The 20,470-nt window shown below is 62.9% G+C and carries 20 protein-coding genes and 1 tRNA gene; 11 read left to right on the forward strand and 10 right to left on the reverse strand.

Annotated features, from left to right (window positions below; genetic code table 11):
- Nucleotide 1: 1 nt before the first annotated feature.
- Complete coding sequence (locus BHD07_RS00920) at nucleotides 2-2,410, reverse strand: circularly permuted type 2 ATP-grasp protein (protein ID WP_338277105.1); 2,409 nt, start codon at nucleotides 2,408-2,410, stop codon at nucleotides 2-4.
- 171 nt (nucleotides 2,411-2,581) lie between these two features.
- Nucleotides 2,582-3,616 (reverse strand): aldo/keto reductase, encoded by a 1,035-nt coding sequence (locus tag BHD07_RS00925; RefSeq protein WP_338277107.1) that lies wholly within the window; start codon nucleotides 3,614-3,616, stop codon nucleotides 2,582-2,584.
- 105 nt (nucleotides 3,617-3,721) lie between these two features.
- On the opposite strand from BHD07_RS00925, the gene BHD07_RS00930 reads away from it, so the two are divergent.
- Nucleotides 3,722-4,678 carry a LysR family transcriptional regulator gene (locus BHD07_RS00930; RefSeq protein WP_338277109.1) on the forward strand — a complete coding sequence of 319 codons (957 nt, stop codon included), beginning with the start codon at nucleotides 3,722-3,724 and terminating at the stop codon, nucleotides 4,676-4,678.
- Between the two features lie 69 nt (nucleotides 4,679-4,747).
- On the opposite strand, the gene BHD07_RS00935 is transcribed toward BHD07_RS00930, so the two are convergent.
- A complete protein-coding gene (locus BHD07_RS00935) occupies nucleotides 4,748-5,509 on the reverse strand; it encodes a VOC family protein (RefSeq protein WP_275597341.1) in 762 nt (253 codons plus the stop codon).
- 206 nt (nucleotides 5,510-5,715) lie between these two features.
- Entirely contained in the window at nucleotides 5,716-6,189 is a 474-nt protein-coding gene (locus BHD07_RS00940) for a DUF1579 domain-containing protein (protein WP_338277111.1), read from the reverse strand.
- 150 nt (nucleotides 6,190-6,339) lie between these two features.
- Here BHD07_RS00940 and BHD07_RS00945 point away from each other — a divergent pair, with 150 nt between their 5' ends.
- From BHD07_RS00945 to BHD07_RS00970, 6 genes are all read left to right on the forward strand, one after another.
- Entirely contained in the window at nucleotides 6,340-6,786 is a 447-nt protein-coding gene (locus BHD07_RS00945) for a MarR family winged helix-turn-helix transcriptional regulator (protein ID WP_018096742.1), read from the forward strand.
- Between the two features lie 149 nt (nucleotides 6,787-6,935).
- Nucleotides 6,936-7,472, forward strand: a complete 537-nt coding sequence (locus BHD07_RS00950) for an RNA polymerase sigma factor (RefSeq protein ID WP_338277114.1) — start codon at nucleotides 6,936-6,938, stop codon at nucleotides 7,470-7,472.
- Nucleotides 7,469-8,224: an anti-sigma factor family protein gene (locus BHD07_RS00955; protein ID WP_338277116.1), complete on the forward strand. Its 756-nt coding sequence runs from the start codon at nucleotides 7,469-7,471 to the stop codon at nucleotides 8,222-8,224. The genes BHD07_RS00950 and BHD07_RS00955 overlap by 4 nt, the downstream gene beginning before the upstream one ends.
- 139 nt (nucleotides 8,225-8,363) lie before the next feature.
- Nucleotides 8,364-9,563: a SorT family sulfite dehydrogenase catalytic subunit gene (gene sorT, locus BHD07_RS00960; protein WP_198516770.1), complete on the forward strand. Its 1,200-nt coding sequence runs from the start codon at nucleotides 8,364-8,366 to the stop codon at nucleotides 9,561-9,563.
- A gap of 75 nt (nucleotides 9,564-9,638) precedes the next feature.
- A complete protein-coding gene (sorU, locus tag BHD07_RS00965) occupies nucleotides 9,639-9,980 on the forward strand; it encodes a SorU family sulfite dehydrogenase c-type cytochrome subunit (protein WP_018096746.1) in 342 nt (113 codons plus the stop codon).
- A 43-nt stretch (nucleotides 9,981-10,023) separates the two neighbouring features.
- Nucleotides 10,024-10,467, forward strand: a complete 444-nt coding sequence (locus BHD07_RS00970; protein ID WP_100672915.1) for a pseudoazurin — start codon at nucleotides 10,024-10,026, stop codon at nucleotides 10,465-10,467.
- Nucleotides 10,468-10,797: 330 nt separating this feature from the next.
- Here BHD07_RS00970 and BHD07_RS00975 read toward each other — a convergent pair whose 3' ends face one another.
- Nucleotides 10,798-11,265, reverse strand: coding sequence for a MarR family winged helix-turn-helix transcriptional regulator (locus BHD07_RS00975; protein ID WP_338277119.1), 468 nt, complete (start codon nucleotides 11,263-11,265; stop codon nucleotides 10,798-10,800).
- A 129-nt stretch (nucleotides 11,266-11,394) separates the two neighbouring features.
- On the opposite strand from BHD07_RS00975, the gene BHD07_RS00980 reads away from it, so the two are divergent.
- Nucleotides 11,395-11,799: a GFA family protein gene (locus BHD07_RS00980; RefSeq protein ID WP_324762342.1), complete on the forward strand. Its 405-nt coding sequence runs from the start codon at nucleotides 11,395-11,397 to the stop codon at nucleotides 11,797-11,799.
- Between the two features lie 69 nt (nucleotides 11,800-11,868).
- On the opposite strand, the gene ilvD is transcribed toward BHD07_RS00980, so the two are convergent.
- The 3 genes from ilvD to cpdR1 form a co-directional block, all read right to left on the reverse strand.
- Nucleotides 11,869-13,707: a dihydroxy-acid dehydratase gene (gene ilvD, locus BHD07_RS00985; RefSeq protein ID WP_338277123.1), complete on the reverse strand. Its 1,839-nt coding sequence runs from the start codon at nucleotides 13,705-13,707 to the stop codon at nucleotides 11,869-11,871.
- 438 nt (nucleotides 13,708-14,145) lie between these two features.
- Nucleotides 14,146-14,220 (reverse strand) — tRNA-Val (locus BHD07_RS00990).
- 282 nt (nucleotides 14,221-14,502) lie between these two features.
- Nucleotides 14,503-14,865 carry a response regulator CpdR1 gene (cpdR1, locus tag BHD07_RS00995; protein ID WP_003531148.1) on the reverse strand — a complete coding sequence of 121 codons (363 nt, stop codon included), beginning with the start codon at nucleotides 14,863-14,865 and terminating at the stop codon, nucleotides 14,503-14,505.
- Nucleotides 14,866-15,054: 189 nt separating this feature from the next.
- On the opposite strand from cpdR1, the gene BHD07_RS01000 reads away from it, so the two are divergent.
- Together BHD07_RS01000 and hisN are read left to right on the forward strand one after the other, a co-directional pair.
- A complete protein-coding gene (locus BHD07_RS01000) occupies nucleotides 15,055-15,936 on the forward strand; it encodes an N-formylglutamate amidohydrolase (RefSeq protein WP_020487499.1) in 882 nt (293 codons plus the stop codon).
- A gap of 299 nt (nucleotides 15,937-16,235) precedes the next feature.
- Entirely contained in the window at nucleotides 16,236-17,015 is a 780-nt protein-coding gene (gene hisN / locus BHD07_RS01005; protein WP_100672918.1) for a histidinol-phosphatase, read from the forward strand.
- On the opposite strand, the gene BHD07_RS01010 is transcribed toward hisN, so the two are convergent.
- Complete coding sequence (locus BHD07_RS01010) at nucleotides 17,012-17,995, reverse strand: alpha/beta hydrolase (RefSeq protein ID WP_338277140.1); 984 nt, start codon at nucleotides 17,993-17,995, stop codon at nucleotides 17,012-17,014. The two genes, hisN and BHD07_RS01010, sit on opposite strands and share 4 nt — an antisense overlap.
- Nucleotides 17,996-18,369: 374 nt before the next feature.
- On the opposite strand from BHD07_RS01010, the gene BHD07_RS01015 reads away from it, so the two are divergent.
- Nucleotides 18,370-18,831: an Hsp20 family protein gene (locus BHD07_RS01015; protein WP_003531141.1), complete on the forward strand. Its 462-nt coding sequence runs from the start codon at nucleotides 18,370-18,372 to the stop codon at nucleotides 18,829-18,831.
- A gap of 124 nt (nucleotides 18,832-18,955) precedes the next feature.
- Here BHD07_RS01015 and BHD07_RS01020 read toward each other — a convergent pair whose 3' ends face one another.
- Nucleotides 18,956-20,470 carry an ABC transporter substrate-binding protein gene (locus tag BHD07_RS01020; protein ID WP_338277145.1) on the reverse strand — a complete coding sequence of 505 codons (1,515 nt, stop codon included), beginning with the start codon at nucleotides 20,468-20,470 and terminating at the stop codon, nucleotides 18,956-18,958.

The following is a 20,470-nucleotide window of genomic DNA, read 5'->3' on the forward strand; positions in this document are numbered from 1 at the left end:
CTCAGCCGAGATAGGTCTGCGCCAGCAGTTCGGACATCCGTTCGAGGTCCTGCATCAGGCGCCTGTAGACGGCCATATCCATCTGCTCCGGCGTCATGATCGCAAGCCCGGAATGAACCCGCATCGTCTCGCGATAGAACGGTGACATCTGCCCGTTGACGAAGGCATTCGGCAGGAGCTCGACCTCTTTCTTGATCTCGTTGAGCTGATAAAGCACCGAGCGCGGATTGAGCGGATCGAGCGCCAGAAGGTCGGTGACCGTCGGTGCCGCCGTGTTGACGTTGTAGCGCCGGCGGTGCGTCATGACGCTGTCGCCGATCTCCAGCAGCATGTCATAGGCGCCGTCGGGAGCCTCCGGGCCGGACATGTGGCCGAGCAGTCCCGTCATATGCAGGCCGCGTTCGAGATAGCGTCCGATCGACAGGAACCGCCATCCCGTGAAGCGATACATGTTTTCGTGCACCAGGCCCGCGAAGCCGGCGAGTTTTCGCAGAAGGACCGTCATCGCGTGCGTGGCGTCGTCGCCCGCCTGCACGGTCGCGTGGAACTTCCGCGCCGTTCTGGAGAGGTCGTTGAGCGCGAGCCACCCGTCCGGCGAGAAGCGGTCGCGGATGTTCCCGGCGCTGAAAAGGGCGCTGTCGATGCTGGAAAGCAGGCTGTCCGGTACCGGCTCTTCGGTATTGATTCCGAGTACGGCGAGGTAGTCGCTCACGTCCTTCAGCAGCGGCATGTTGGCATCGGCGGATTCGGCGAAACGCCCGTGCCAGGCGCGCAGAACCCGAAGGGCGCCTTCCGCCCTTTCTATATAGCGGCCGAGCCAGAAGAGGTTGTCCGCAGCCCGGCTGGGCAGGCTGCCGGGCAGGTTTCGGGTGAAGCTCTCCTCCGCCGGAAGCAAGGTCGTGCGGTCAACGGGCTTGCCGCTCACGATCCAGACGTCGGCGGCAGTGCCGCCGGCCTGCATCGCTATTGCCGCCACGTCATCGCCGGAGCCGATGCGAGCGAAGCCGCCCGGCATGATCTGCCAGCCGTCGCGCGTGCGCGCGGCAAACACCCGGAGGCTCATCGGTCGAGGTGTGAGCCGGCCAAGCACCCAGGCCGGCGTCGTCGACAGCGTAACGGCCTCCTGGCCCACCAGCTTGCCGCCGTCCGCGGCGAGCCATTCGCCGACGGAGGTCCCGGCGCTTTCGCGAAAGGAGGCGCCGAGTACCGACTGGCCTTCGTCGTCGAAGAAGGGCCGCGTCGAATAGGCCGGGCCGATGACCATGCGCTCGATATTGCCGGCGACATGCCGCCGTTCGGCTTCCTGTCCGCACCACCAGGTGGCGATCGACGGCAGCTTCTGCTCCTCGCCGAGCAGATGACGGCAGATCGCCGGCATGAAAGCCAGGAAGGCACGCGTTTCCAGGATACCGGATCCGAGTGCATTGACGATCGAAACGGAGCCGGCCCTCAGCGCCTCGACGATACCCGGTGTGCCGATATGGGAGGATTGATTGAGTTCCAGCGGATCGGCAAACGATGCGTCGAGGCGGCGCCAGAGCACACCGACGGGTTTCAGGCCGGCCACCGTGCGCACCATGACCCGTCCCCCGACAACCGTCAGATCTTCGCCCTCGAGCAGCATGAAACCGAGATAGCGGGCAATGTAGGCATGCTCGAAATAGGTCTCGTTGGCGAAGCCCGGTGAGAGCACGGCAATGCGGTCGTCCGCATGCTGCTTGTGCCCCTGCAGCGTGTCGCGGAAGGCCCCGAAGAATCCCGCCAGGCGATGGACATGGCTTTCTGCATAGAGGTCGGAAAAGGCGCGCGTCGTCGCCACCCGGTTCTCGAGCGCAAAGCCGGCGCCGGAGGGTGCCTCGGTCCGGTCGGAAAGCACCCACCAGTTTCCGTCGGGGCCGCGTCCGATCTCGAAGGAGCAGAAGTGCAGAAAATGTCCGTTCGCCGGTTCGAGACCGACCATCGGGCGCAGGAACTCCGGATTGGAAGCGATGAGCGCGGGGGGCAGAAGGCCGGCCTTGACCAGCCGGTTCTCGCCATAGACGTCGGCAAGCACCCGCTCGAGCAGTTCGGCCCGCTGGACGAGGCCGGCGGAAACCGTGGCCCATTCCGCCTCGTCGATCAACACGGGAATGTGCGAAAGCGGCCAGCCGCGCTCGGAATTCTCCTTGCCGTAGGCGCGATAGAAGACTCCGGCATCGCGCAGATACCGGTCCGCGCGGGCGAAGCGGTTGGCAAGATCCGTCTCGTCCATGCGGCCGAGCGTCGCGAGCAGTCGCTGCCATACCGGCCGGACGTTGCCGCGCGCGTCGAGCATTTCGTCGGCGACGCCGGGCAAGGCGCAATAGCCATAGGCCGGGCCGCCCTCGATTCGGCTCGTCTGTTCCGGCCCTGCCGCCTGCCTCTTCGTCATTCCAACTCCTGCCGGACGCCCCGCTCGCGCAACATCATCGGCTGAACCGCCGATTCCGATTCGACCATGTATCACAAATATGGAATGTTTCGCTGGCGAAGCTTTCGGCAGATGGCCGGCAGGCCCGTTTGGAGCTGCCGGCTTCGCCGCTTGCGTGCATGTCCCGTTTCTTCAGACGACCGGCGGGTTGATCCGCGCGAAGCCCTCCTGCCGGTAATAGGGGAAGTAAGGGTAGGGGGCGGTCGTCACACTCGCCGCGTCGAGCCGGGCAACCGCCTCGGCGGTGAGCGACCAGCCGACGGCGCCGAGGTTCTGTCTGAGCTGCTCTTCATTGCGCGCGCCGATAATGACACTCGAAACGGTCGGGCGCTGGAGAAGCCAATTGATGGCGATTTGCGGAACGGTCTTGCCGGTTTCCTGCGCGATGGCATGGAGAACCTCAACGACGGCGTAGAGCTTTTCCTCGTCGACCGGCGGCCCGAAGGAGGCGGTGTCGTGCAGGCGGCTGCCCTCGGGCCAGGGCTCGCCGCGGCGGATCTTGCCGGTGAGCCGCCCCCAGCCGAGCGGGCTCCAGACGAGTGCGCCGACGCCCTGATCGAGACCGAGCGGCATCAGTTCCCATTCGTAATCGCGGCCGACCAGCGAATAATAGACCTGGTTGGCGACGTAGCGCGGATATCCGTGGCGGTCGGCGGCGGCGAGGGATTTCATCAGCTGCCAGCCGGAAAAATTGGAAACGCCGACATAGCGCAGCTTGCCCGAGCGCACGAGCGTGTCGAGGGTCGACAGCACCTCTTCGACGGGCGTTCCGGCATCGAAGGCGTGCAGTTGCAGCAGGTCGATATAGTCGGTTCCGAGTCGTTTCAGCGCCTTTTCCACACCGCTGATCAGGCGCGAGCGCGACGAGCCGGCGGCGTTCGGTCCTTCGCCGACAGGAAGCGACAGTTTCGTCGACAGAATGATGTCGTCGCGCCGGCCCTTGATCGCGGCGCCAAGAACCTCTTCCGAAGCGCCGTCGGAATAGACGTCTGCCGTGTCGAAAAGATTGACGCCCGCCTCCAGGCAAATGTCGACGAGGCGGCGCGCCTCGGACGCATCCGTACTGCCCCAGGCGCCAAAGAGCGGCCCTTTGCCGCCGAAGGTGCCCGCTCCGAAGCTGAGGACCGGTACTTTCAGTCCCGAGGAACCAAGCCGTCGATATTCCATAGCTGCAACTCCACTCTTGCTCATGAATCAGTCACATGAAGATGGAGCTGTACTCGCTTTGGATATAGACTGTCGCCGGGAATATTATCTGTGAGCTGAATTCATATGTCGAGACCATCGGTCAATCGCTCGGGCGAAATGGAAATCTTTGCGAAGGCGGTGGAGCTTGGCGGATTTTCAGCTGCTGCCCGCCATTACCGGATGACGCCTTCGGCCGTCAGCAAGCTCGTGCTGCGCCTCGAGGAGCGGCTTGGCGTGAGGCTGGTGAACCGCTCGACGCGAAAGCTGCAGCTGACGCCGGAGGGACATGCATTCTACGACCGCACGGTGCGCATCCTCGCCGATATCGACGAGGCGGAGCGATCTGCATCGGCCGGCGAGAGCCCTGTCGGCCGGGTCCGGCTGAACGTCAACGCCTCGTTCGGCACCCACGTCCTGATGCCGCTGGTGCCCGAGTTCCGGGCGCATTTTCCTGCCGTCAGCCTCGACATCGTCATGACCGACGCCGTCGTGGACCTGATGGAGGCGCGCGCCGACGTGGCTGTCCGCGCGGGGCCGCTGAAGAGCTCGACGCTGATTGCGCGCAAGCTCGGGGCGACGCGGATGATGATCGTGGCGGCACCGTCCTACATAGAACGGTACGGAATGCCCTCGTCGATCGAGGAGCTCAAGGAGCATGAGCGGCTCGGCTTCTGCTACGCGCGCGCCGTCGACGGCTGGCCGTTGAGGAGAGGCGGGGAAACGGTGGTGCTGCCGGCCTCGGGGGCGGTACAGGTGAGCGATGGCGAGGGGTTGCGCCAATTGGCGCTTGCCGGCGCCGGGCTGGCACGGCTTGCGGAGTTCACCGTAAGGGAAGACGTCAGCGCCCGGCGGCTTCTGCCGGTTCTGGAAGACCTTAATCCGGGCGATCTCGAGGAGGTTCATGCGGTCTATCTCGGCCAGGGCGGCGCTCTGCCCGCGCGCGTCCGCGCCGTCCTCGATTTCCTCGCCCGCCATGCCCGCGTCACGCCGGGGCAGGACGCGGGCAGGCGCCGGACTTCGCCGGTACCGGCACCGGCATGAGATGATCGCCGGAGCAGGACAGCGGCGAAGATGTTTGGCGCCTTCCCGCATTTCGAGAGGCGCCAACCTTCAGCGTTTCGGCGCGACCAGCGCGAAGAGCGCCCCTTGAGGGTCGGTGAACTGGGCGATCCACGCTCCGCCGGGCACTTCCATCGGACCCATCAACAGCTTCGCGCCGCCGGATTGCGCCCGGTCGATTGCCGCGTCGATCGCCTCGACATTGAAGTAGTAGAGCCAGAAAGGATTGGGAACCTCTCTCGGTCTGGTCATCATCCCGCCGATCGGCTGACCGTTATGGGCGAAGATCTGATAGATGCCCATCTCGCCCATATCCATCGCCTGGTCCTTGGTCCAGCCGAACAGCTTGGAATAGAAGCTGAAGGCCGTGTCGAGGTCGCCGGCCATCAGTTCGTGCCAGCCGATATTGCCGGCAGCCATTTGTTCCATGGCCGGTGGCGGATCGCCGTCGCCCCTGAAGAGGGCGAAGGCGGCGCCGTGCGGGTCGGTCACGATCGCGAAGCGGCCGATATTCGGAATGTCCTCCGGCGCTCGATGGACCGTTCCGCCTTCGGCGGCGAGTTTGGCGGCGGTCTCGTCGACATCGTCGACCGCGATATAGCCGAGCCATGCCGGCGGTATCTGCATGTCGAGCGCACCTTCCGGCATCGTCATGAGACCCGCTACCTGGTGGTCACCGGAGGAAAAGAGCGTGTAGTTCATGCCGGGCACTCCCGCGTCGCGCGCGCTCCAGCCAACGATGTCCCTGTAGAAGGCTTCCGCCGCCTTCATGTCCGTCGTCATCAGTTCGTACCAGACGAATTTCCCATGCATTGTCGGTCCTCCGGTTGTTCTGGATGTGTCGTTGCGGTTGGCGACGGACGGTCGCGTGGGGGGGACGCGAACGCAATCGAAGGCTAGTTCCGGTCCGTCCGCACGCGCTTCATGTCGTTGGTCGACCTGAAATCGTGAACGTGATCGCCTGTAAGTCAGCGCGGAATGCGGGCGGAAAACCGCGCGCACTTTTCCTAGATTCCTCTCTAGCGGCGGCGGTATTCCGCACGCATCATTTCTTTCCAGTCGCCGCTTTCGGTCTGGACGCGGGCCGTAAGGGTTCGGCGGTTCGCGTCGATGAGCGTTATTCTATCCTGATATCGTGCGGTCTTGCCGGGATTTTCGAAGTCGGGGCCTTCACAATTGAGGGCAAGCGTCTTCCCGTCGTCCTCGATCACGCCGTCATAGACCCACATATGCGTCATCATGGATCCTATCCAGGTGCCGAGATAACGCTTGGTGTCGGGATTGTAGCCGAGCGTCATCAAAGTCTGGCCAGGGCTTCCCCCGGGCATGATGCCCTGTCCCTCGCACACGACCCAGAGACCGTGCATCGAGCGGACGTTTTCGATCCAGGGCTGGCTGTCCTCGCCGCTTCCCGTCGAATCCTCCGACGTGACGGTCCACTCGCCGAGCAGCTGTTCCAGCCATCGGTGTTCTTCCTGCGGCTCTATTTTCACGATTCCCTCCCATGGTCGTGCACAGCCGTCCCCTTCGCCGGGCGCGGCGCTGAAGCGCCGCTCAGCGGCCGAAGGATCCTTCCGTGCTTCCTTTGCGCGCGCCTCACGCCGGCGCTTGACTAATTATGTTGATATCAACATTACTATTTTATGTCAAAGCCGCTGCCGATCCCTTTTTCCACCACGCTCTTCGTCAGGGACACTTGCCTCTGCCTGCATGTCCAGCGCGCCGCCCGGGCGCTCGCCCGTCGGTTCGACGAGGCGCTGAGGCCGCTCGAGATTACCAATGGTCAGTTCTCGCTGATGATGTCGCTCAACCGGCCGGACCCGCCGAGCATGAGCGCGGTTGCCGCCGTGCTCGCCATGGACCGCACGACCTTGACGGCGGCGCTGAAGCCGCTGGAGCGACGAGGCCTTGTAGAGGCGTTCGCCGACCCTGGCGACAGGCGTCTGAAACGCGTGCGGCTGACGGCGGAGGGCGGCCGGCTGCTGGCCGAAGCCCTGCCGATCTGGAAGGCAACCCATGAAGCGCTCGACGAAGGTCTGGGGGAGGGCGGCGCGCAACGTCTGCGGGCAGATCTTCTCGCACTGACCTGATGGGGCCGGCAAGCGCGCCGAGAAATCGCGAGCGGAGGTAGCGCATCATGGAATAAGCGGGGCAACTCGCTCGTCTCTACGCCGCGGAGGAAAAATGGGACGAACCGGAAGCATCGAGGCGGGAACGCGAGCAGCCCTGATCGGGTGTCATGTCGGGTATCATGCGCTCGCGCGTTGAACGGAGACTGGAACCGCATTATGCGCGGCTTTTCGCTTATGCCGTCGCGCTTTCGCGCGATCGCGACGGAGCACAGGATATCTTCCAGGAGTGCATCGCCCGCGCCTTGGATGCGCGAAGCGTGCCCGAAACGGAGCCGGCATTTCGCGCATGGCTCTTCGCCATCCTTCGGAACATCTGGATCGACCAGTCCCGTTCTCGCCGCCGCCGGTCCGACCTGGAACAGGAGTTCGTCACGGATCTGGTGCCCGCGCCGGTCGCGCCGGAAACCGTGCTGGTCGATGCGTTTTCCGTGCGCCAGGCGTTTACCCGGCTTAGCACGGAACACCGGGAGATACTTGCACTCGTCGATATATCCGGTTTCAGTTACGAGGAAGTGGCAATGATGATCGCCGTGCCCAGAGGTACCGTCATGAGCCGCGTCAGCCGGGCCAGACGGGCACTGGCAGCGCAGCTCGGCGAGGCCAACGTCGTCCAGCTCACCCGGCAACGAGAAGGCCGAAAATGACGGAAAACGAGATCGATCCCGAAATCTTGAGTGCCTATGTCGACGGTGAGCTCGAGCCGGAGGAAGCCTCGCGCGTCGCGCGTCTGATCGCGTCCGACGAGGCCGTCGCGCGGCACGCGGCGAAGCTGTCGGAGGTCAAGGCCGCGGTGGCTGGGATGGCTCCGGAAATCGTCGTGGTCACCGTGCCTCGTCCGCGGCCGGTGAGTAGATGGATGCTGTCGTTTGCTGCGGGTGCGTGCGTCACGCTACTGGTCTTCGCGGCGACCTGGTTCGGGGTCGCGAGGGCGCCGGGAGGGCCGGTGGATGCGGCGGTTCGCGATGCCGCTCTGGAACATGCTGCATGGGTCGGGGGCTCAATAGCGCCGCCGGTGCTTCCGGCTTCCACGCCCGCGGACCTGTTTGCACCGGAAATGACCGCAGCCGGCTTGACGCCCGCCTTCGTGCGCGACACGTCCGTGGACGGCAAAGCCGCCCTGCATACGGGGTATGTCGGGCGCTCCGGTTGTCGGCTGAGCCTTTTTCGATTCACTCGCCCCGACGCGAGACAGGAATTCGACTTGTCGAGCGAAGGCGGACTTCTTCACGCCTCCTGGTCGGGCGGCGCCGAAGGCTTCCTGCTCGTCGCCCGAGGCATGGACGAAGCCCGCTTCGCCCTTCTCGCCGGTTCCCTGAAGCTCGCGAGCGAAGGGGAGCGCCAGGGAGGGGGGCTCATCGCCAGCCTCGGGGTGATGCGCCAACCCTGCGTCGGCTGACCGCTCGATAAGTCGCGGCACCGTCGGATTTCGGAAAAATAATCCGACGGAGGGAATTTTCCACGCCGTCACTCGTCTCTTCCGATCATTCGAAGAAGATCGACCGGGCATGCTGCCCTGCGGAAAAGGGAGACGCGACTTGATTGACTTGCTGACCATGAAGCGGCGGAGTTTTCTGACCGGGAGCGCCGGAGCTGTCGTCGCTGCCGGTACCGGTGGGCTTGCGCAGGCGAAGGAAACGAAGCCTCTGCCCGACTACATTGCCTGGAAAGACGCCGACGCGCTGATCGTTCACAGTGACAAGACGCTGGAGACCAAGCGGAGCGAGTTCGGCACCAGCGTCATCACGCCCGAGGATAAGCTCTACATCCGCAACAACGTCAACACGCCTCCCGAATCGATTCTTGCCGATCGCGACGGATGGAAGGTGGAGATATCAGGCGTAAAGGAGCCGCGGACGCTCACGGTCGCCGAGCTGAAGACTCTGGGCCTGGTGACGGCGGCGACTGTGCTGCAATGTTCGGGCAATGGACGCAAATATTTCAAGGATCAACTGACGGAAGGTCAGAAAATGAGCGGCACGCCCTGGACGGTGGGTGCTGCGGGCTGCGTCATCTGGAGCGGCGTCCCTCTGAAGGCCGTTGTCGAGGCCCTGGGCGGGCCTGCCGAAGGCGCCCGCTTCATCACGGGGACGGGCGGTGAGGAGCTTCCGGCAGGTCTCGACCCCAAGCTTCTGGTGGTCGAGCGCTCGGTCCCGATCTCGAACCTCGATAATGTGATCCTGGCATGGGAGATGAACGGGAGGCCTCTTTCCCTCGCCCACGGCGGCCCGCTGCGCATGGTCGTTCCGGGCTATTCGGGCGTCAACAACATCAAATATGTGAAGACGGTCGCCCTGACCGAGGCAGAGACGGACGCGAAGATCCAGAAGTCCAGCTATCGCCTTCATGCGCTCGGGCAAAAAGGTGCGCCCGACCAGCCATCGGTCTGGGAGCAGCCCGTGAAGTCCTGGATCACCACCGCGCAGGAGGCCGCGAAAGCGGGCCCGGTTCAGATTGCAGGCGTCGCCTTCGGCGGAATGAATGCCTGCAAGAGCGTGGAAGTCTCTGTGGACGGCGGCCAGACGTGGCAGGAAGCCGAGTTCGTCGGACCCGACCTTGGACGTTTCGCCTGGCGCGTCTTCGTCCTCTCGGCCGACCTGGCGCCCGGGACCTACACGCTCGTCAGCCGTGCGACGGATACCGAGGGCAACGTACAGCCCGAGGAAAGCGAAATGAATGGAGGCGGCTACAGCCACAACGGCTGGCGTGCGCCGGGCGTCAAGCTCACCGTCTCCTGATGAAAGGAAGGGTTCCGCTGCGCATGCCGCGGAACCCTGTTTCACGATCTTCCCCTATCAGTTTCGGATCAGAAAATGACCTATGCTTCAAGCCGCCGGATCGCGGCCGTGCTCACCTGCGTAACCATCGGCCTGTCGACGATCACGGCATCCGCCGAAGAAGACAAGCTTGCACTCGGTAAAGAGATATTCCTCGAACGGTCGGAACCGCAGTGTGCGCTCTGTCATACGCTGGCGGATGCGGAGGCCGTCGGGGAAGTTGGACCCAATCTCGATGAACTCGCACCCGACGCGGAGAGGGTGAGCACGGCCGTCATCAACGGCATAGGCCCGATGCCGGCCAACGAAATCCTCACGGACGAAGAAATCGAGGCCGTTGCGCTTTATGTCTCGACGGTTGCCGGAAAGGCCGAGTGATCGGCGTCATGCGAGCGTTGCTCGTCAAGCAGAGGAGAGTGCGTTGAAGACAAGAATGATGCTTTTGGCGATGTTGGGGGCGGCGTACGCAGGTCAGGTACAGGCCGAGGAATTTCGCATCGAAATGCTGAACAAGGCCGCCGACGGCCGGATAATGGCATTCGAGCCCGCAGTCGTGCGTGCCCAGCCCGGAGACACCATCACCTTCGTGGCGACGAACAAGGGGCACAATTCAGCTCTGATGAAGGGCGGTGCGCCGGAAGGGGCAGAGAGCTGGAAGGGCAAGATCAACGAAGAGGTCAGCGTGACGCTGAGCGAGCCCGGTGTCTACATGTATCAATGCACGCCGCATCTGGGCATGGGCATGATCGGCGCCATCGTGGTCGGAGAGCCGACGAACCTCGAAGCGGTCAAGGGCATCAAGTATCCCGGAAAATCGAAGGCAGCCGCGGAGGAGATCTTCGCGGAAATCGAGCGCGGCGGCTGACGGACGGTTGCTTGCGCTTGTAGCGGGATGAGGAAAATTGCTTGCGGTTTTCCGTCCGCATCCCGCGTCTTCTTGGAATCGATCACGTTCATGATTTCAGATCGGCCCGACCTGAGATCATTGTGATTTCGTGTTTTCCTGATTTCTGTGCTTGTCACAAGGACCAGCAGCGCTACGCCCGTGGCGCGGGAGTTCTTTCCAGCCCAAGGACTTGGGCTGGCTGGATTCCGGTGACAGGCACGGGAACGAGGAGCGGAAGGGTAGCGTAGCGATAGCCGGCGACACCGCCGCTGCCGTCTTCGTTTGCAACAACCGTTTTGCCGGCGGCGCTTACGGCGGGGCCGCCGCACCGCGCTCGCGGAAGAGCGCGATGATTTCTCCGACGAGCACTGTCGCCCGCCGCAGCTTTTCCTCTCCGACTTCGCTGCCAAGCTCATTCGCCCAGACGGTCTGGCGTGCGGTGATCTCGGCGAAGACCGTCTCGCCCCGCGGCGTGAGCACAATCAGCTTCGCGCGCTGATGTGCGGGATTGTCCCGGTACTCTATCAAACCCTCGGCTTTCAGAATGTCGGCAATGCGCTGTACCCCCTGCCGGGCGAGCCCGAGTGCACGCGCGGTATCGGCAACCGACATGGCAGCATGTCGAGCCGCGGCCAGAACCTGCCAGCGGGCGCTGCTCTGGCCGGATGGTTGCGCGAGCCTATCTCCTTCGGAGGTCAGATGTCCGGCGAGGCGAAGGACCGAGATGGCGAACTCTGCGAAGGCGTCGCCGGGCGGTGTACGAGAGCTTGGATTCATATTGACAACATATTGTCGTTCCGCTTAGATGACAACATGTTGTCACTATGCTCGATGCTTGGCAAGCCTGCGATCATTGAACATCAAGGAATGTCTCGAACATTTAGATTCAAACGGGGAGAAACGAGGATGCAAAAGACCTATCAGGGCAGCTGCCACTGTGGACGGATCCGCTTCGAGGTCGATGTCGACCTCGAAGCGGGAACCAGCCGCTGCAATTGCTCGTACTGCTCGAAACTGCGTTATTGGGGCGCAAGCGTTAAGCCGGAGGATTTCCGGCTGATGTGCGAGGAGGCAGGCATCGGCGACTATCAGTTCGGCACGATGAGCGGCCATCATCGGTTCTGCACGGCGTGCGGCGTGACGCCCTATGGCCACGGCTATGTCGAAGAGATCGGCGGCGCCTTCGTCTCCATCAATGTCGCATGCCTCGACGGGGTCGATCCCGCCGAGTTTGCGGCCCTGCCGATCCAATATATGGACGGGCTCCACAACAACTGGTGGAATGCACCGGCCGAGACCCGGCACATGTGAATTGACAGCTCCGAAACGAAAAGGCTCCCGCCGCGGCGGGAGCCTTTCGACAGCGGCAATGCCGCTAGTTTAACGGTCGCCCAGATCTCTCACGGCGCCGCGGTCGGCTGATGTCGCAAAGGCCGCGTAGGCCTTGAGCGCGGTCGTCACCCGGCGCTTGCGTTGCTCGACCGGCTTCCAGCCCTTGCCGTCCTGTTCGGTGCGGCGAGCGGTAAGCTCGGCCTCGTCCACCCGCAGACTGATGGTGCGGTTCGGAATGTCGATATCGATCATGTCGCCTTCGCGCACCAGCCCGATCGTTCCGCCGTTCGCCGCTTCGGGCGAGACGTGGCCGATCGAAAGACCGGAGGTGCCGCCGGAGAAGCGTCCATCGGTGATCAGCGCACAGGCTTTGCCGAGACCCTTCGACTTCAGGTAGCTCGTGGGGTAGAGCATTTCCTGCATGCCCGGTCCGCCCTTCGGCCCCTCGTAGCGGATGACGACGACGTCGCCGGCCTTGATCTCGTTGGAGAGGATGCCCTTCACGGCGGCGTCCTGGCTCTCGAAGACGCGCGCCGGGCCGGAGAATTTCAGGATGCTCTCGTCCACGCCCGCGGTTTTCACGATGCAGCCGTCGAGCGCGATGTTGCCCTTGAGTACCGCGAGGCCGCCATCCTTCGAAAAGGGATGTTCGACCGACCGGATGACGCCGTTTTCGCGGTCGGTATCGAGCTCGTCCCAGCGCGCCTCCTGGCTGAAGGCGACCTGCGTCGGAATGCCTCCGGGAGCGGCGCGGAAGAAGTTTCGGACAGTGTCGCTCGACGTGCGGGTGATGTCCCAGCGGTCGATGGCGTCGCCGAGCGTCTCGGCGTGGACAGTCGGGCAGTCGCGGTTGATAAGGCCGCCCTTGTCCAGCTCGCCGAGGATCGACATGATGCCGCCGGCCCGGTGTACGTCTTCCATGTGCACGTCGGCTTTCGCCGGAGCGACCTTCGACAGGCACGGGACCTTGCGCGACAGCCGGTCGATATCGTCCATGGTGAAGTCGATCTCGCCCTCATAGGCGGCGGCCAGGATGTGGAGCACCGTATTGGTCGAGCCGCCCATGGCGATGTCGAGCGCCATGGCGTTCTCGAAGGCCTGCTTGGTGGCGATGTTGCGGGGCAGCACCCGCTCATCCTCCTGCTCGTAATAGCGGCGCGCCAGATCGACGACGAGGTGTCCGGCCTCGACGAACAGGCGCTTGCGGTCGGCATGGGTCGCGAGCGTCGAGCCGTTGCCGGGCAGCGACAGGCCAAGCGCCTCGGTCAGACAGTTCATCGAATTGGCCGTGAACATGCCGGAGCAGGAGCCGCAGGTCGGGCAGGCGGAGCGCTCGATGATCTTGACGTCCTCATCGGAAATCTTGTCGTCGGCGGCAGCGACCATGGCGTCGACGAGGTCGAGCGCATGCGTCTTGCCGTGCAGCACCACCTTGCCGGCCTCCATCGGCCCGCCGGAGACGAAGACGGCCGGAATGTTGAGGCGCAATGCCGCCATCAGCATGCCGGGAGTGATTTTGTCGCAATTGGAGATGCAGACCATGGCGTCGGCGCAATGGGCGTTCACCATATATTCGACGCTGTCGGCGATGATCTCGCGCGAGGGCAGCGAGTAGAGCATGCCGTCATGGCCCATGGCGATGCCGTCGTCGACCGCGATCGTATTGAATTCCTTGGCGACGCCGCCGGCCGCCTCGATCTCGCGCGCGACGAGCTGGCCGAGGTCCTTCAGATGCACATGGCCCGGCACGAACTGCGTGAACGAGTTCACCACCGCGATGATAGGCTTGCCGAAGTCGCTGTCCTTCATGCCCGTCGCGCGCCAGAGGCCGCGGGCGCCGGCCATGTTGCGGCCGTGGGTGGTGGTGCGGGAGCGATAGGCAGGCATGAACGTGTTCCTTCACGGACGAATGTCATTAGGCGGATGTGGCGATCGCAGAGCGCCGTTGCAGGGGGGTAGTAGCGCAAAATTGCGCGCGCGTCATCTTCCGCGCCAGATTATTTCCGGCGGCGCGCGCTGGCGCCGGCACGGCTCCGCGCAAGAAAAAAGGCCGGGCTGAACCCGACCTTCCTCAACACCTTCAGCCGATGCCAGTACATCCGTGGTCAATGGCGAGGTGGGTATCTCTTAACAAGCGAACATGAAAACCATGTGACAACGATTCGAAAATCCCGCGCGCGCTTTCGGCAATCCGGCAGAATCGCCGCCGTTCACGGGTTTCGGTCTCGGCTTCGGTTAAGGGCGAAAATGCTCTGCTCGGATCAGCGAGGCTGGGGGAATTGAAAAAGGGCTTGCGGTCTCCCGTAAGCCCTTTTGAAACTGGGATGGTGGGCGTGACAAGGATCGAACTTGTGACCCCTACGATGTCAACGTAGTGCTCTCCCGCTGAGCTACACGCCCATCCGATGCGGCGCATAGACCACAAAACCGGCGCCCGCGTCAATAGGCTCTTCGAAGGTTTTTTGACAGAAATTGCGCAAGGTCCGCGCGGCATGATTTCAGGGGGACCGGCACTCTTTTCGGACCTCCTGCAGATACGGCGAGCGCGCTAACGCATTGAAATAACGAAGCCGCCATCGATGCTGTTGATCGAGGGCGGCTTCGAGGCAATGCTTGCGCGGAGCGGGTCTCAGGCTTCGGCGAAGGGTGCGCCGGGAAGCTCGGCGCACATAAGATCGCTGCTCAGGCCGCCAGCATCTTGTTGACCTCGTTGACGAGGTCGCGCAGGTGGAAGGGCTTGGAAAGGACCTTGGCATCCTTCGGCGCCTTGGAATCCGGGTTCAGCGCAACGGCGGCGAAGCCCGTGATGAACATCACTTTCAGGTCGGGGTCGAGTTCGGTCGCACGGCGGGCGAGCTCGATGCCATCCATCTCCGGCATGACGATATCGGTCAGGAGAAGCGAAAAGGGTTCTTCGCGAAGCCGGTCATAGGCGCTGGCGCCGTTGTCATAGGAAAGGACCTTGTAGCCAGCCTTTTCCAGCGCCTTCACTAGAAACCGGCGCATGTCGTTGTCGTCTTCGGCAAGGAGGATTTTCGCAGTCATATCTGGCCGTGGCTACTTCTTCTGGATGCTGGTGAATTGCGGCAGCTCAGCAAACCGCAACATGGTAAATATCTGGTGAACGGGCGCGATCAAGTCCCTTGAACCAGCGGGCGGCCACTATGGACACAGAGGCGACCAACTGGCAACATGATCTGAATAGCAAGAACCGGACATGGTAAAAGGGTTCCGATGGGGGAAGCGGTTAAGTGGGAGTTTTTCGAGGTTCTGGAACCCGCAAGCCAGAGGATACCCTTCGTTTTCAACTCGCCGCATAGCGGCCGGCATTATCCCCAGTTCTTTCTCGACCAGTCGCGCCTTGATCCGCATTCCATCCGCCGCTCCGAAGACCATTTCGTCGATGAACTGTTTCGCAGCGCCACGTTTCTGGGGGCGCCCTTGCTTCGGGCGCATTTCCCGCGCGCCTTCCTCGACGTAAACCGCGAACCCTACGAACTCGACCCGCGCATGTTCGATGGCGCCTTGCCGCCGCACGCCAATATCAGTTCGATGCGTGTTGCCGGCGGCCTTGGCACCGTGCCGCGCCTCGTCGCCGAGAATATGGAAATATATCGTGGCCGTTTTCCGGTCGAGCAGGCGCTCGAGCGCATCGAGACGATCTACAAGCCCTATCATGCGACGCTCAGAAAGCTGATCGCCCGCACCCATGTCGAGTTCGGGATGTCGATCCTCATCGACTGCCACTCGATGCCGGGCAACGTGCATCTGCCGGGAAGCGGCCATCGCCCGGATTTCATTATCGGCGATCGCTACGGAACGAGTGCGGCGGCGGAACTGTCCCGGGTGGCGGTGGAGCTTCTGGAGCAGCTCGGCTACGCGGTCGCGCGCAACAAGCCCTATGCCGGCGGCTTCATCACGGAACATTACGGCCGCCCGACGCGTGGACTGCATGCGCTGCAGATCGAAATCAACCGCGGCCTCTATGTCGACGAGGCAACCCTGATCAAAAAGCCGGGATTTGCGGCACTCGAGGCCGACCTCGCAACCTTTATCGCGGCGCTCGCGCGGCACGTCGAGGATTTCGCCGCCTATCTGCCGCTGGCAGCGGAATAGCAACGCGAAAGGGCTTTTGTGTGCCCGGCGGCGCAACGCTGCTCAAAAAGAACCGCGCCAGCGGCGCGGTCAAGTCTAGGGAGGAAACACCCAAGGAGGGTATTTGCAGCCACGAGTGACTGCAGAAAAACTGTAATGCTGCGCTGCACAATTGTCAAGATTCGAAGACGCAGACTTTCGTATCGGTACAGGGCGCCGTCTTCCGGCGTGCCTCACGGAAGCGGCAGCCGACGTCGGTCCGTTGCCTTTCGCTGAATTTCGTCTATTCAGATCGAACCTCCTTCCTCGCAGAGAGCGACATGCTGCCCGACCGTACCTTCTTCGACCGTCTAGCCGACGCCGCCAAGGCCGAAACCATGCCGCGCTTCCGGGTCGGCACGAGTGTTCTCAACAAGCTCGAAGGCGGCTTCGACCCGGTGACGGAAGCCGACAGATCGGCGGAGGCCTCGATCCGCGCTTTGATCGAGAGCAGCTTTCCGGAACACGGCATTCTCGGCGAAGAGCACGGCAATATCGGCCTCGACCGCGAGCTCGTCTGGGTCATCGACCCGATCGACGGGACCCGCGCATTCATCTCCGGCCTGCCGGTGTGGGGCACGCTGATCGGCCTCTACCGGAACGGCAAGGCCGTCATGGGGCTTATGGATCAGCCCTTCACCGGCGAGCGATTTTTCGCCGACGGCGAGAAGGCGCTCTATCGGGGACCCGACGGAGAGAGGGTGCTCGCCACGCGGCCCTGCCGTGCGCTTTCGGATGCCGTCCTGTTCACGACATCCCCGCACCTCTACACGGGCGAGCTCAAGGAACGCTTCGAGGCATTGCAGGAGAAGGTGCGGCTCTTCCGCTACGGCTGCGACTGCTATGCCTTCGCGCTGCTCGCAGCCGGCCATGTCGATCTCGTCGTGGAATGCGGCCTGAAGCCCTACGACGTCGGCGGGCTCATTCCGCTGATCGAGCAGGCGGGCGGAATCATCACCGACTGGAAGGGCGGGCCGGCGGAAATGGGCGGCGAAATCATAGCTGCCGGCAGCCGCGAATTGCATGCGCAGGCGCTTGAGGCCCTCAAGGGCCGGGGTTAAGCCTCTTCCAACTGTCGCGGCAGGGACGCGGGATCCTCGGCGTCGGCGCCCGGCAGGAAGGCCAGGATCGCGGCCAGCGCCTGGGCACGATAGCGGTCGGCCTCCTGCAGGAGCTCGTGCCGCGCGCCGTCGATCGGGATCAGATGCCCCGCACGGAAATTGCTGGCCAGCCGCTCGACCGGTAGATACGGCACGAGCTTATCGGCCGTCGGGGCGAGTATGACGGCGGGTATGGTGATCCTCGTCAGATGTTCGTGCTTGAGGACGCGCCGGATCGTTTTGAAAGCTTCGCTCAGCCAGCGGGCCGTCGGCGGTCCGACCCGCAATTGCGGACGCGCATCGATGAGCGCCAGGTTGCGAGCGTAGCGCCGCTCGTCCGCGGTCAGCACATTGCCCTTGAAAGGGGTACGGTTGCCTTTGTCGGCGCTCAGCGGCAGCCTCCCGAGGCCGATCCAGCGCATGGCCGTCGCGATCGCCCCGATACCCCGTTCGCCGATCGCCTGACCGCCCAGGCCGACGAAGGGGGCAAGCAGCACCATCCGGTCGATCCGGCTCGCGAGCATGGGAGCGAGCGACAGGGCGACGAGCGCTCCCATGGAATGGGCGACGATCGAGAAGGGCAGGCGGGTGTCGGGCAGGACGATCTCGTCGAGGAAAATAGTCAGATCGCGCTCGTAATCGGTGAAATCCTCCACATGGCCGTGGGTCCAGTGCGGCGACAGCCGTTCGGAACCGCCCTGTCCGCGCCAGTCGAAAGTCGCGACCCAGAAACCGGCGGCCACGAGATCGCCGATCGTTTCGAAATATTTCTCGATCGACTCGTTGCGACCCTGCAGCAGGACGATGGTGCCGCGAATGACCGGGGCCTTCGACCTGAACACCGTGTAGCGGATCTTGCGGTTGCCGGCTCCGTCGAAAAAGCCCACCACCGGATCGCCCGGCATCGGATTTTCCGGCATCGAATGAAGGAGCGTGGTCATGGGGAGCGGGCCAGAAGGAACATGCAAATAGGGATAGGCGGCGGCCCGCCACCCGTCAAAGAAAAAAGCCGGAAACGGTGGATGAAATCCGGACGATCACCGTTTCCGGCCGCTGAAGGGAGAAGGGACATGTCACTTCAGCCCTGGGAAGACCCAGTGTCTCCTTTCTAGCCCACGGCGGCTGAACGGCGGCCGAACCCGTCGTTCATCCATTGTTCAGGAAGCGCCGGCGGCATCCCTCTTGAACTCGCGCGCGGGCATTCCCATGTCTTCTCCGCGGGCGCCGAAGAAGGGTCCGTTCACCGGTCGAGCCACAGCCGGAACGGGGTGGCAGGCCAGATATCGCAACCGTTGCTCTTATGGAGGACGACATCATGCGTCACTTTGATTTTTCTCCCCTCTACCGCTCGACTGTCGGCTTCGACCGTCTGTTCACCATGCTGGATAGCCTTGGTCAGCCGGATCAGTCGCAGACTTATCCGCCTTACAACATCGAACGAACCGGCGAAAACGCCTATCGCATCACCATGGCCGTTGCCGGTTTCGACGAAAGCGAGCTTTCGGTCGAAGCGCGTGAAAACACGCTGACGATCAAGGGCGAAAAGAGCGAAGAAAAGGGTGAGGAAACCCAGTTTCTCCATCGCGGCATAGCCAAGCGCGCCTTCGAGCGCCGCTTCCAGCTTGCCGACCACGTGGAGATCAAGTCCGCTTCGCTGAAGAACGGCCTGCTCCACGTCGATCTTCTGCGCAATATCCCGGAAACGGCCAAGCCGCGCCGCATCGAGATCACAGCGGCGGCTTCGCAGCCGAAGCAAATCGAGGCGCAGACCGCCTAGAGCGCTTCCATGTTCATGGAAGCATTGAAAGGCTCTAAAGTCTTTGAAGCTGCGCACTAATGTAAAGACGGCGTCCAAAAGGGCGCCGTCTTCGTTTTGCGGGGTGCCTGTGACGGGCAAACCGTCAGTTCTTCACCGTATCTTCCAGGAAAAATCGGCCGAGCGGATTCTGGTAGAAATTCTCGATGTTCTTGCGCGAAACGTTGAGATAGGGGCTGTAGTAAAGGTCGATCCAGTGGACGTCGTCCTTCGCCGTCTTCTGGATTTCGACATACATGGCCTCGCGCTTCGCCGGATCGAGTTCCAAACGTGCCGCTGCGACAAGCTCCTTCACTTTCTCGCTGTTGTAGCGGGTCATGTAGTTCATATTGGTGTCATGGCCGAGCACGAAGGTGGTCTTCTGGTCCGGATCGAGGACGTCGTTCGTCCAGTACATCACCGAGATATCGTAGTCCCCGGCGACGAGCATGTCCCAGCTCTGGCTCGCGTCGACCTTCTGCAGATTGACCGTGACGCCCGCCTTTGCAAACTGCTGCTGCAGCAGCACGGCGATCTGCTCGTCGACCTCGTTGCCCGCGTTTACGACATAGTTCAGCGTCAGGTCCGATGCCCCCGCCTCGGCCAGCATCGCTTTGGCCTTCTCCGGATCGTAAGGATACTGGTAGTTGGCGTCGTAGTGATAGAGCGAGCCCTTTGGGATGTAGGAATTTGCGACCGTGCCGAGGCCGAACGTGACCGTGTCGACGATCGCCTTCTTGTCGATCGCCATGTCCAGGGCCTGGCGCACTTCCTTTTTGGCAAGCATGCCGTGCTCATGGTTGATGAGCAGATGGTCTTCGCGGGTCGAGGTATCGATGTGGACCGTGAGGTTCGGGTCCTTCTTCAATTCCTCGACGCGCGAGAACGGAACGAAGATCGCCGTGTCGAGCTGGCCGGCCTGGACGTTCAGCATGCGCGTGTTGTCGTCCGGAACGGAAATCCATTCGACGCCGTCTAGTTTCACACGATCCGCCTGCCAGAAGTTCGGATTCTTTTCGAGGATGACCCGGTCGCCGCGCCGCCACTCCTTGACGGTGAATGCGCCGGACGATGCCGTTGGCAGTTCGGCGAAGGCGTCCTCGCCAGCCTCGACGGCTTTCTTGGAAAGCACCGAGACGTTCGGAAGGGCAAGCGTCGACAGGAAGGGGGCGGAGGGCGTCTTCAGCTTGACGACCAGTGTCTTCGGATCGGCCGCCTCGGCGGTTTCGACGATCTTGTAGCTGTCGCTCCACAGAGAGCCTTCGTGGTCGCGTATGCGCAGCAAGCTGAAGGCGGCATCCTCGGCCGTTATCGGCGAGCCGTCCGAGAACTTCGCGTCGCGGATCTTGAACGTGTAGGTCAGGCCGTCGTCGGAAAGGGTCCAGCTTTCGGCGAGGCCGGGCTCCAGCTTGGTGCCGGTCTTGTCTACGCGGACAAGCACGTCGAAGACGTTGGAGAACACCCAATTGTCGACGTTCTGGGCCGACTTGATCGGATCGAAAGTCGTCGAATCTTCGCGGCGGCCGATGGAGAGGATACCGGCGGCCTCCGCATAACCGGCACTGAGCATAAGGGCGGCTGCGAAAGCGGCCCGGCCGATATTGTTCCACCTTTTGATCAT

The organism is Sinorhizobium sp. KGO-5 (assembly GCF_036245905.1).
In the GTDB taxonomy this organism is placed as follows: Bacteria; Pseudomonadota; Alphaproteobacteria; order Rhizobiales; family Rhizobiaceae; genus Sinorhizobium; species Sinorhizobium meliloti_A.

Excerpts from the sequence above, each read along its gene's own strand:
- BHD07_RS00920 (WP_338277105.1), bottom strand. The coding sequence starts at position 2,410 with ATGACGAAGAGGCAGGCGGCAGGGCCGGAACAGACGAGCCGAATCGAG.
- BHD07_RS00925 (WP_338277107.1), bottom strand. The coding sequence starts at position 3,616 with ATGGAATATCGACGGCTTGGTTCCTCGGGACTGAAAGTACCGGTCCTC.
- BHD07_RS01000 (WP_020487499.1), top strand. The coding sequence starts at position 15,055 with ATGGGGGAAGCGGTTAAGTGGGAGTTTTTCGAGGTTCTGGAACCCGCA.
- sorU (WP_018096746.1), top strand. The coding sequence starts at position 9,639 with ATGACCTATGCTTCAAGCCGCCGGATCGCGGCCGTGCTCACCTGCGTA.
- BHD07_RS00955 (WP_338277116.1), top strand. The coding sequence starts at position 7,469 with ATGACGGAAAACGAGATCGATCCCGAAATCTTGAGTGCCTATGTCGAC.
- BHD07_RS00950 (WP_338277114.1), top strand. The coding sequence starts at position 6,936 with ATGTCGGGTATCATGCGCTCGCGCGTTGAACGGAGACTGGAACCGCAT.
- cpdR1 (WP_003531148.1), bottom strand. The coding sequence starts at position 14,865 with ATGACTGCGAAAATCCTCCTTGCCGAAGACGACAACGACATGCGCCGG.
- BHD07_RS00930 (WP_338277109.1), top strand. The coding sequence starts at position 3,722 with ATGTCGAGACCATCGGTCAATCGCTCGGGCGAAATGGAAATCTTTGCG.
- BHD07_RS00980 (WP_324762342.1), top strand. The coding sequence starts at position 11,395 with ATGCAAAAGACCTATCAGGGCAGCTGCCACTGTGGACGGATCCGCTTC.
- hisN (WP_100672918.1), top strand. The coding sequence starts at position 16,236 with ATGCTGCCCGACCGTACCTTCTTCGACCGTCTAGCCGACGCCGCCAAG.
- BHD07_RS01020 (WP_338277145.1), bottom strand. The coding sequence starts at position 20,470 with ATGATCAAAAGGTGGAACAATATCGGCCGGGCCGCTTTCGCAGCCGCC.
- BHD07_RS00975 (WP_338277119.1), bottom strand. The coding sequence starts at position 11,265 with ATGAATCCAAGCTCTCGTACACCGCCCGGCGACGCCTTCGCAGAGTTC.
- BHD07_RS01015 (WP_003531141.1), top strand. The coding sequence starts at position 18,370 with ATGCGTCACTTTGATTTTTCTCCCCTCTACCGCTCGACTGTCGGCTTC.
- BHD07_RS01010 (WP_338277140.1), bottom strand. The coding sequence starts at position 17,995 with ATGACCACGCTCCTTCATTCGATGCCGGAAAATCCGATGCCGGGCGAT.
- BHD07_RS00945 (WP_018096742.1), top strand. The coding sequence starts at position 6,340 with ATGTCAAAGCCGCTGCCGATCCCTTTTTCCACCACGCTCTTCGTCAGG.
- ilvD (WP_338277123.1), bottom strand. The coding sequence starts at position 13,707 with ATGCCTGCCTATCGCTCCCGCACCACCACCCACGGCCGCAACATGGCC.
- BHD07_RS00935 (WP_275597341.1), bottom strand. The coding sequence starts at position 5,509 with ATGCATGGGAAATTCGTCTGGTACGAACTGATGACGACGGACATGAAG.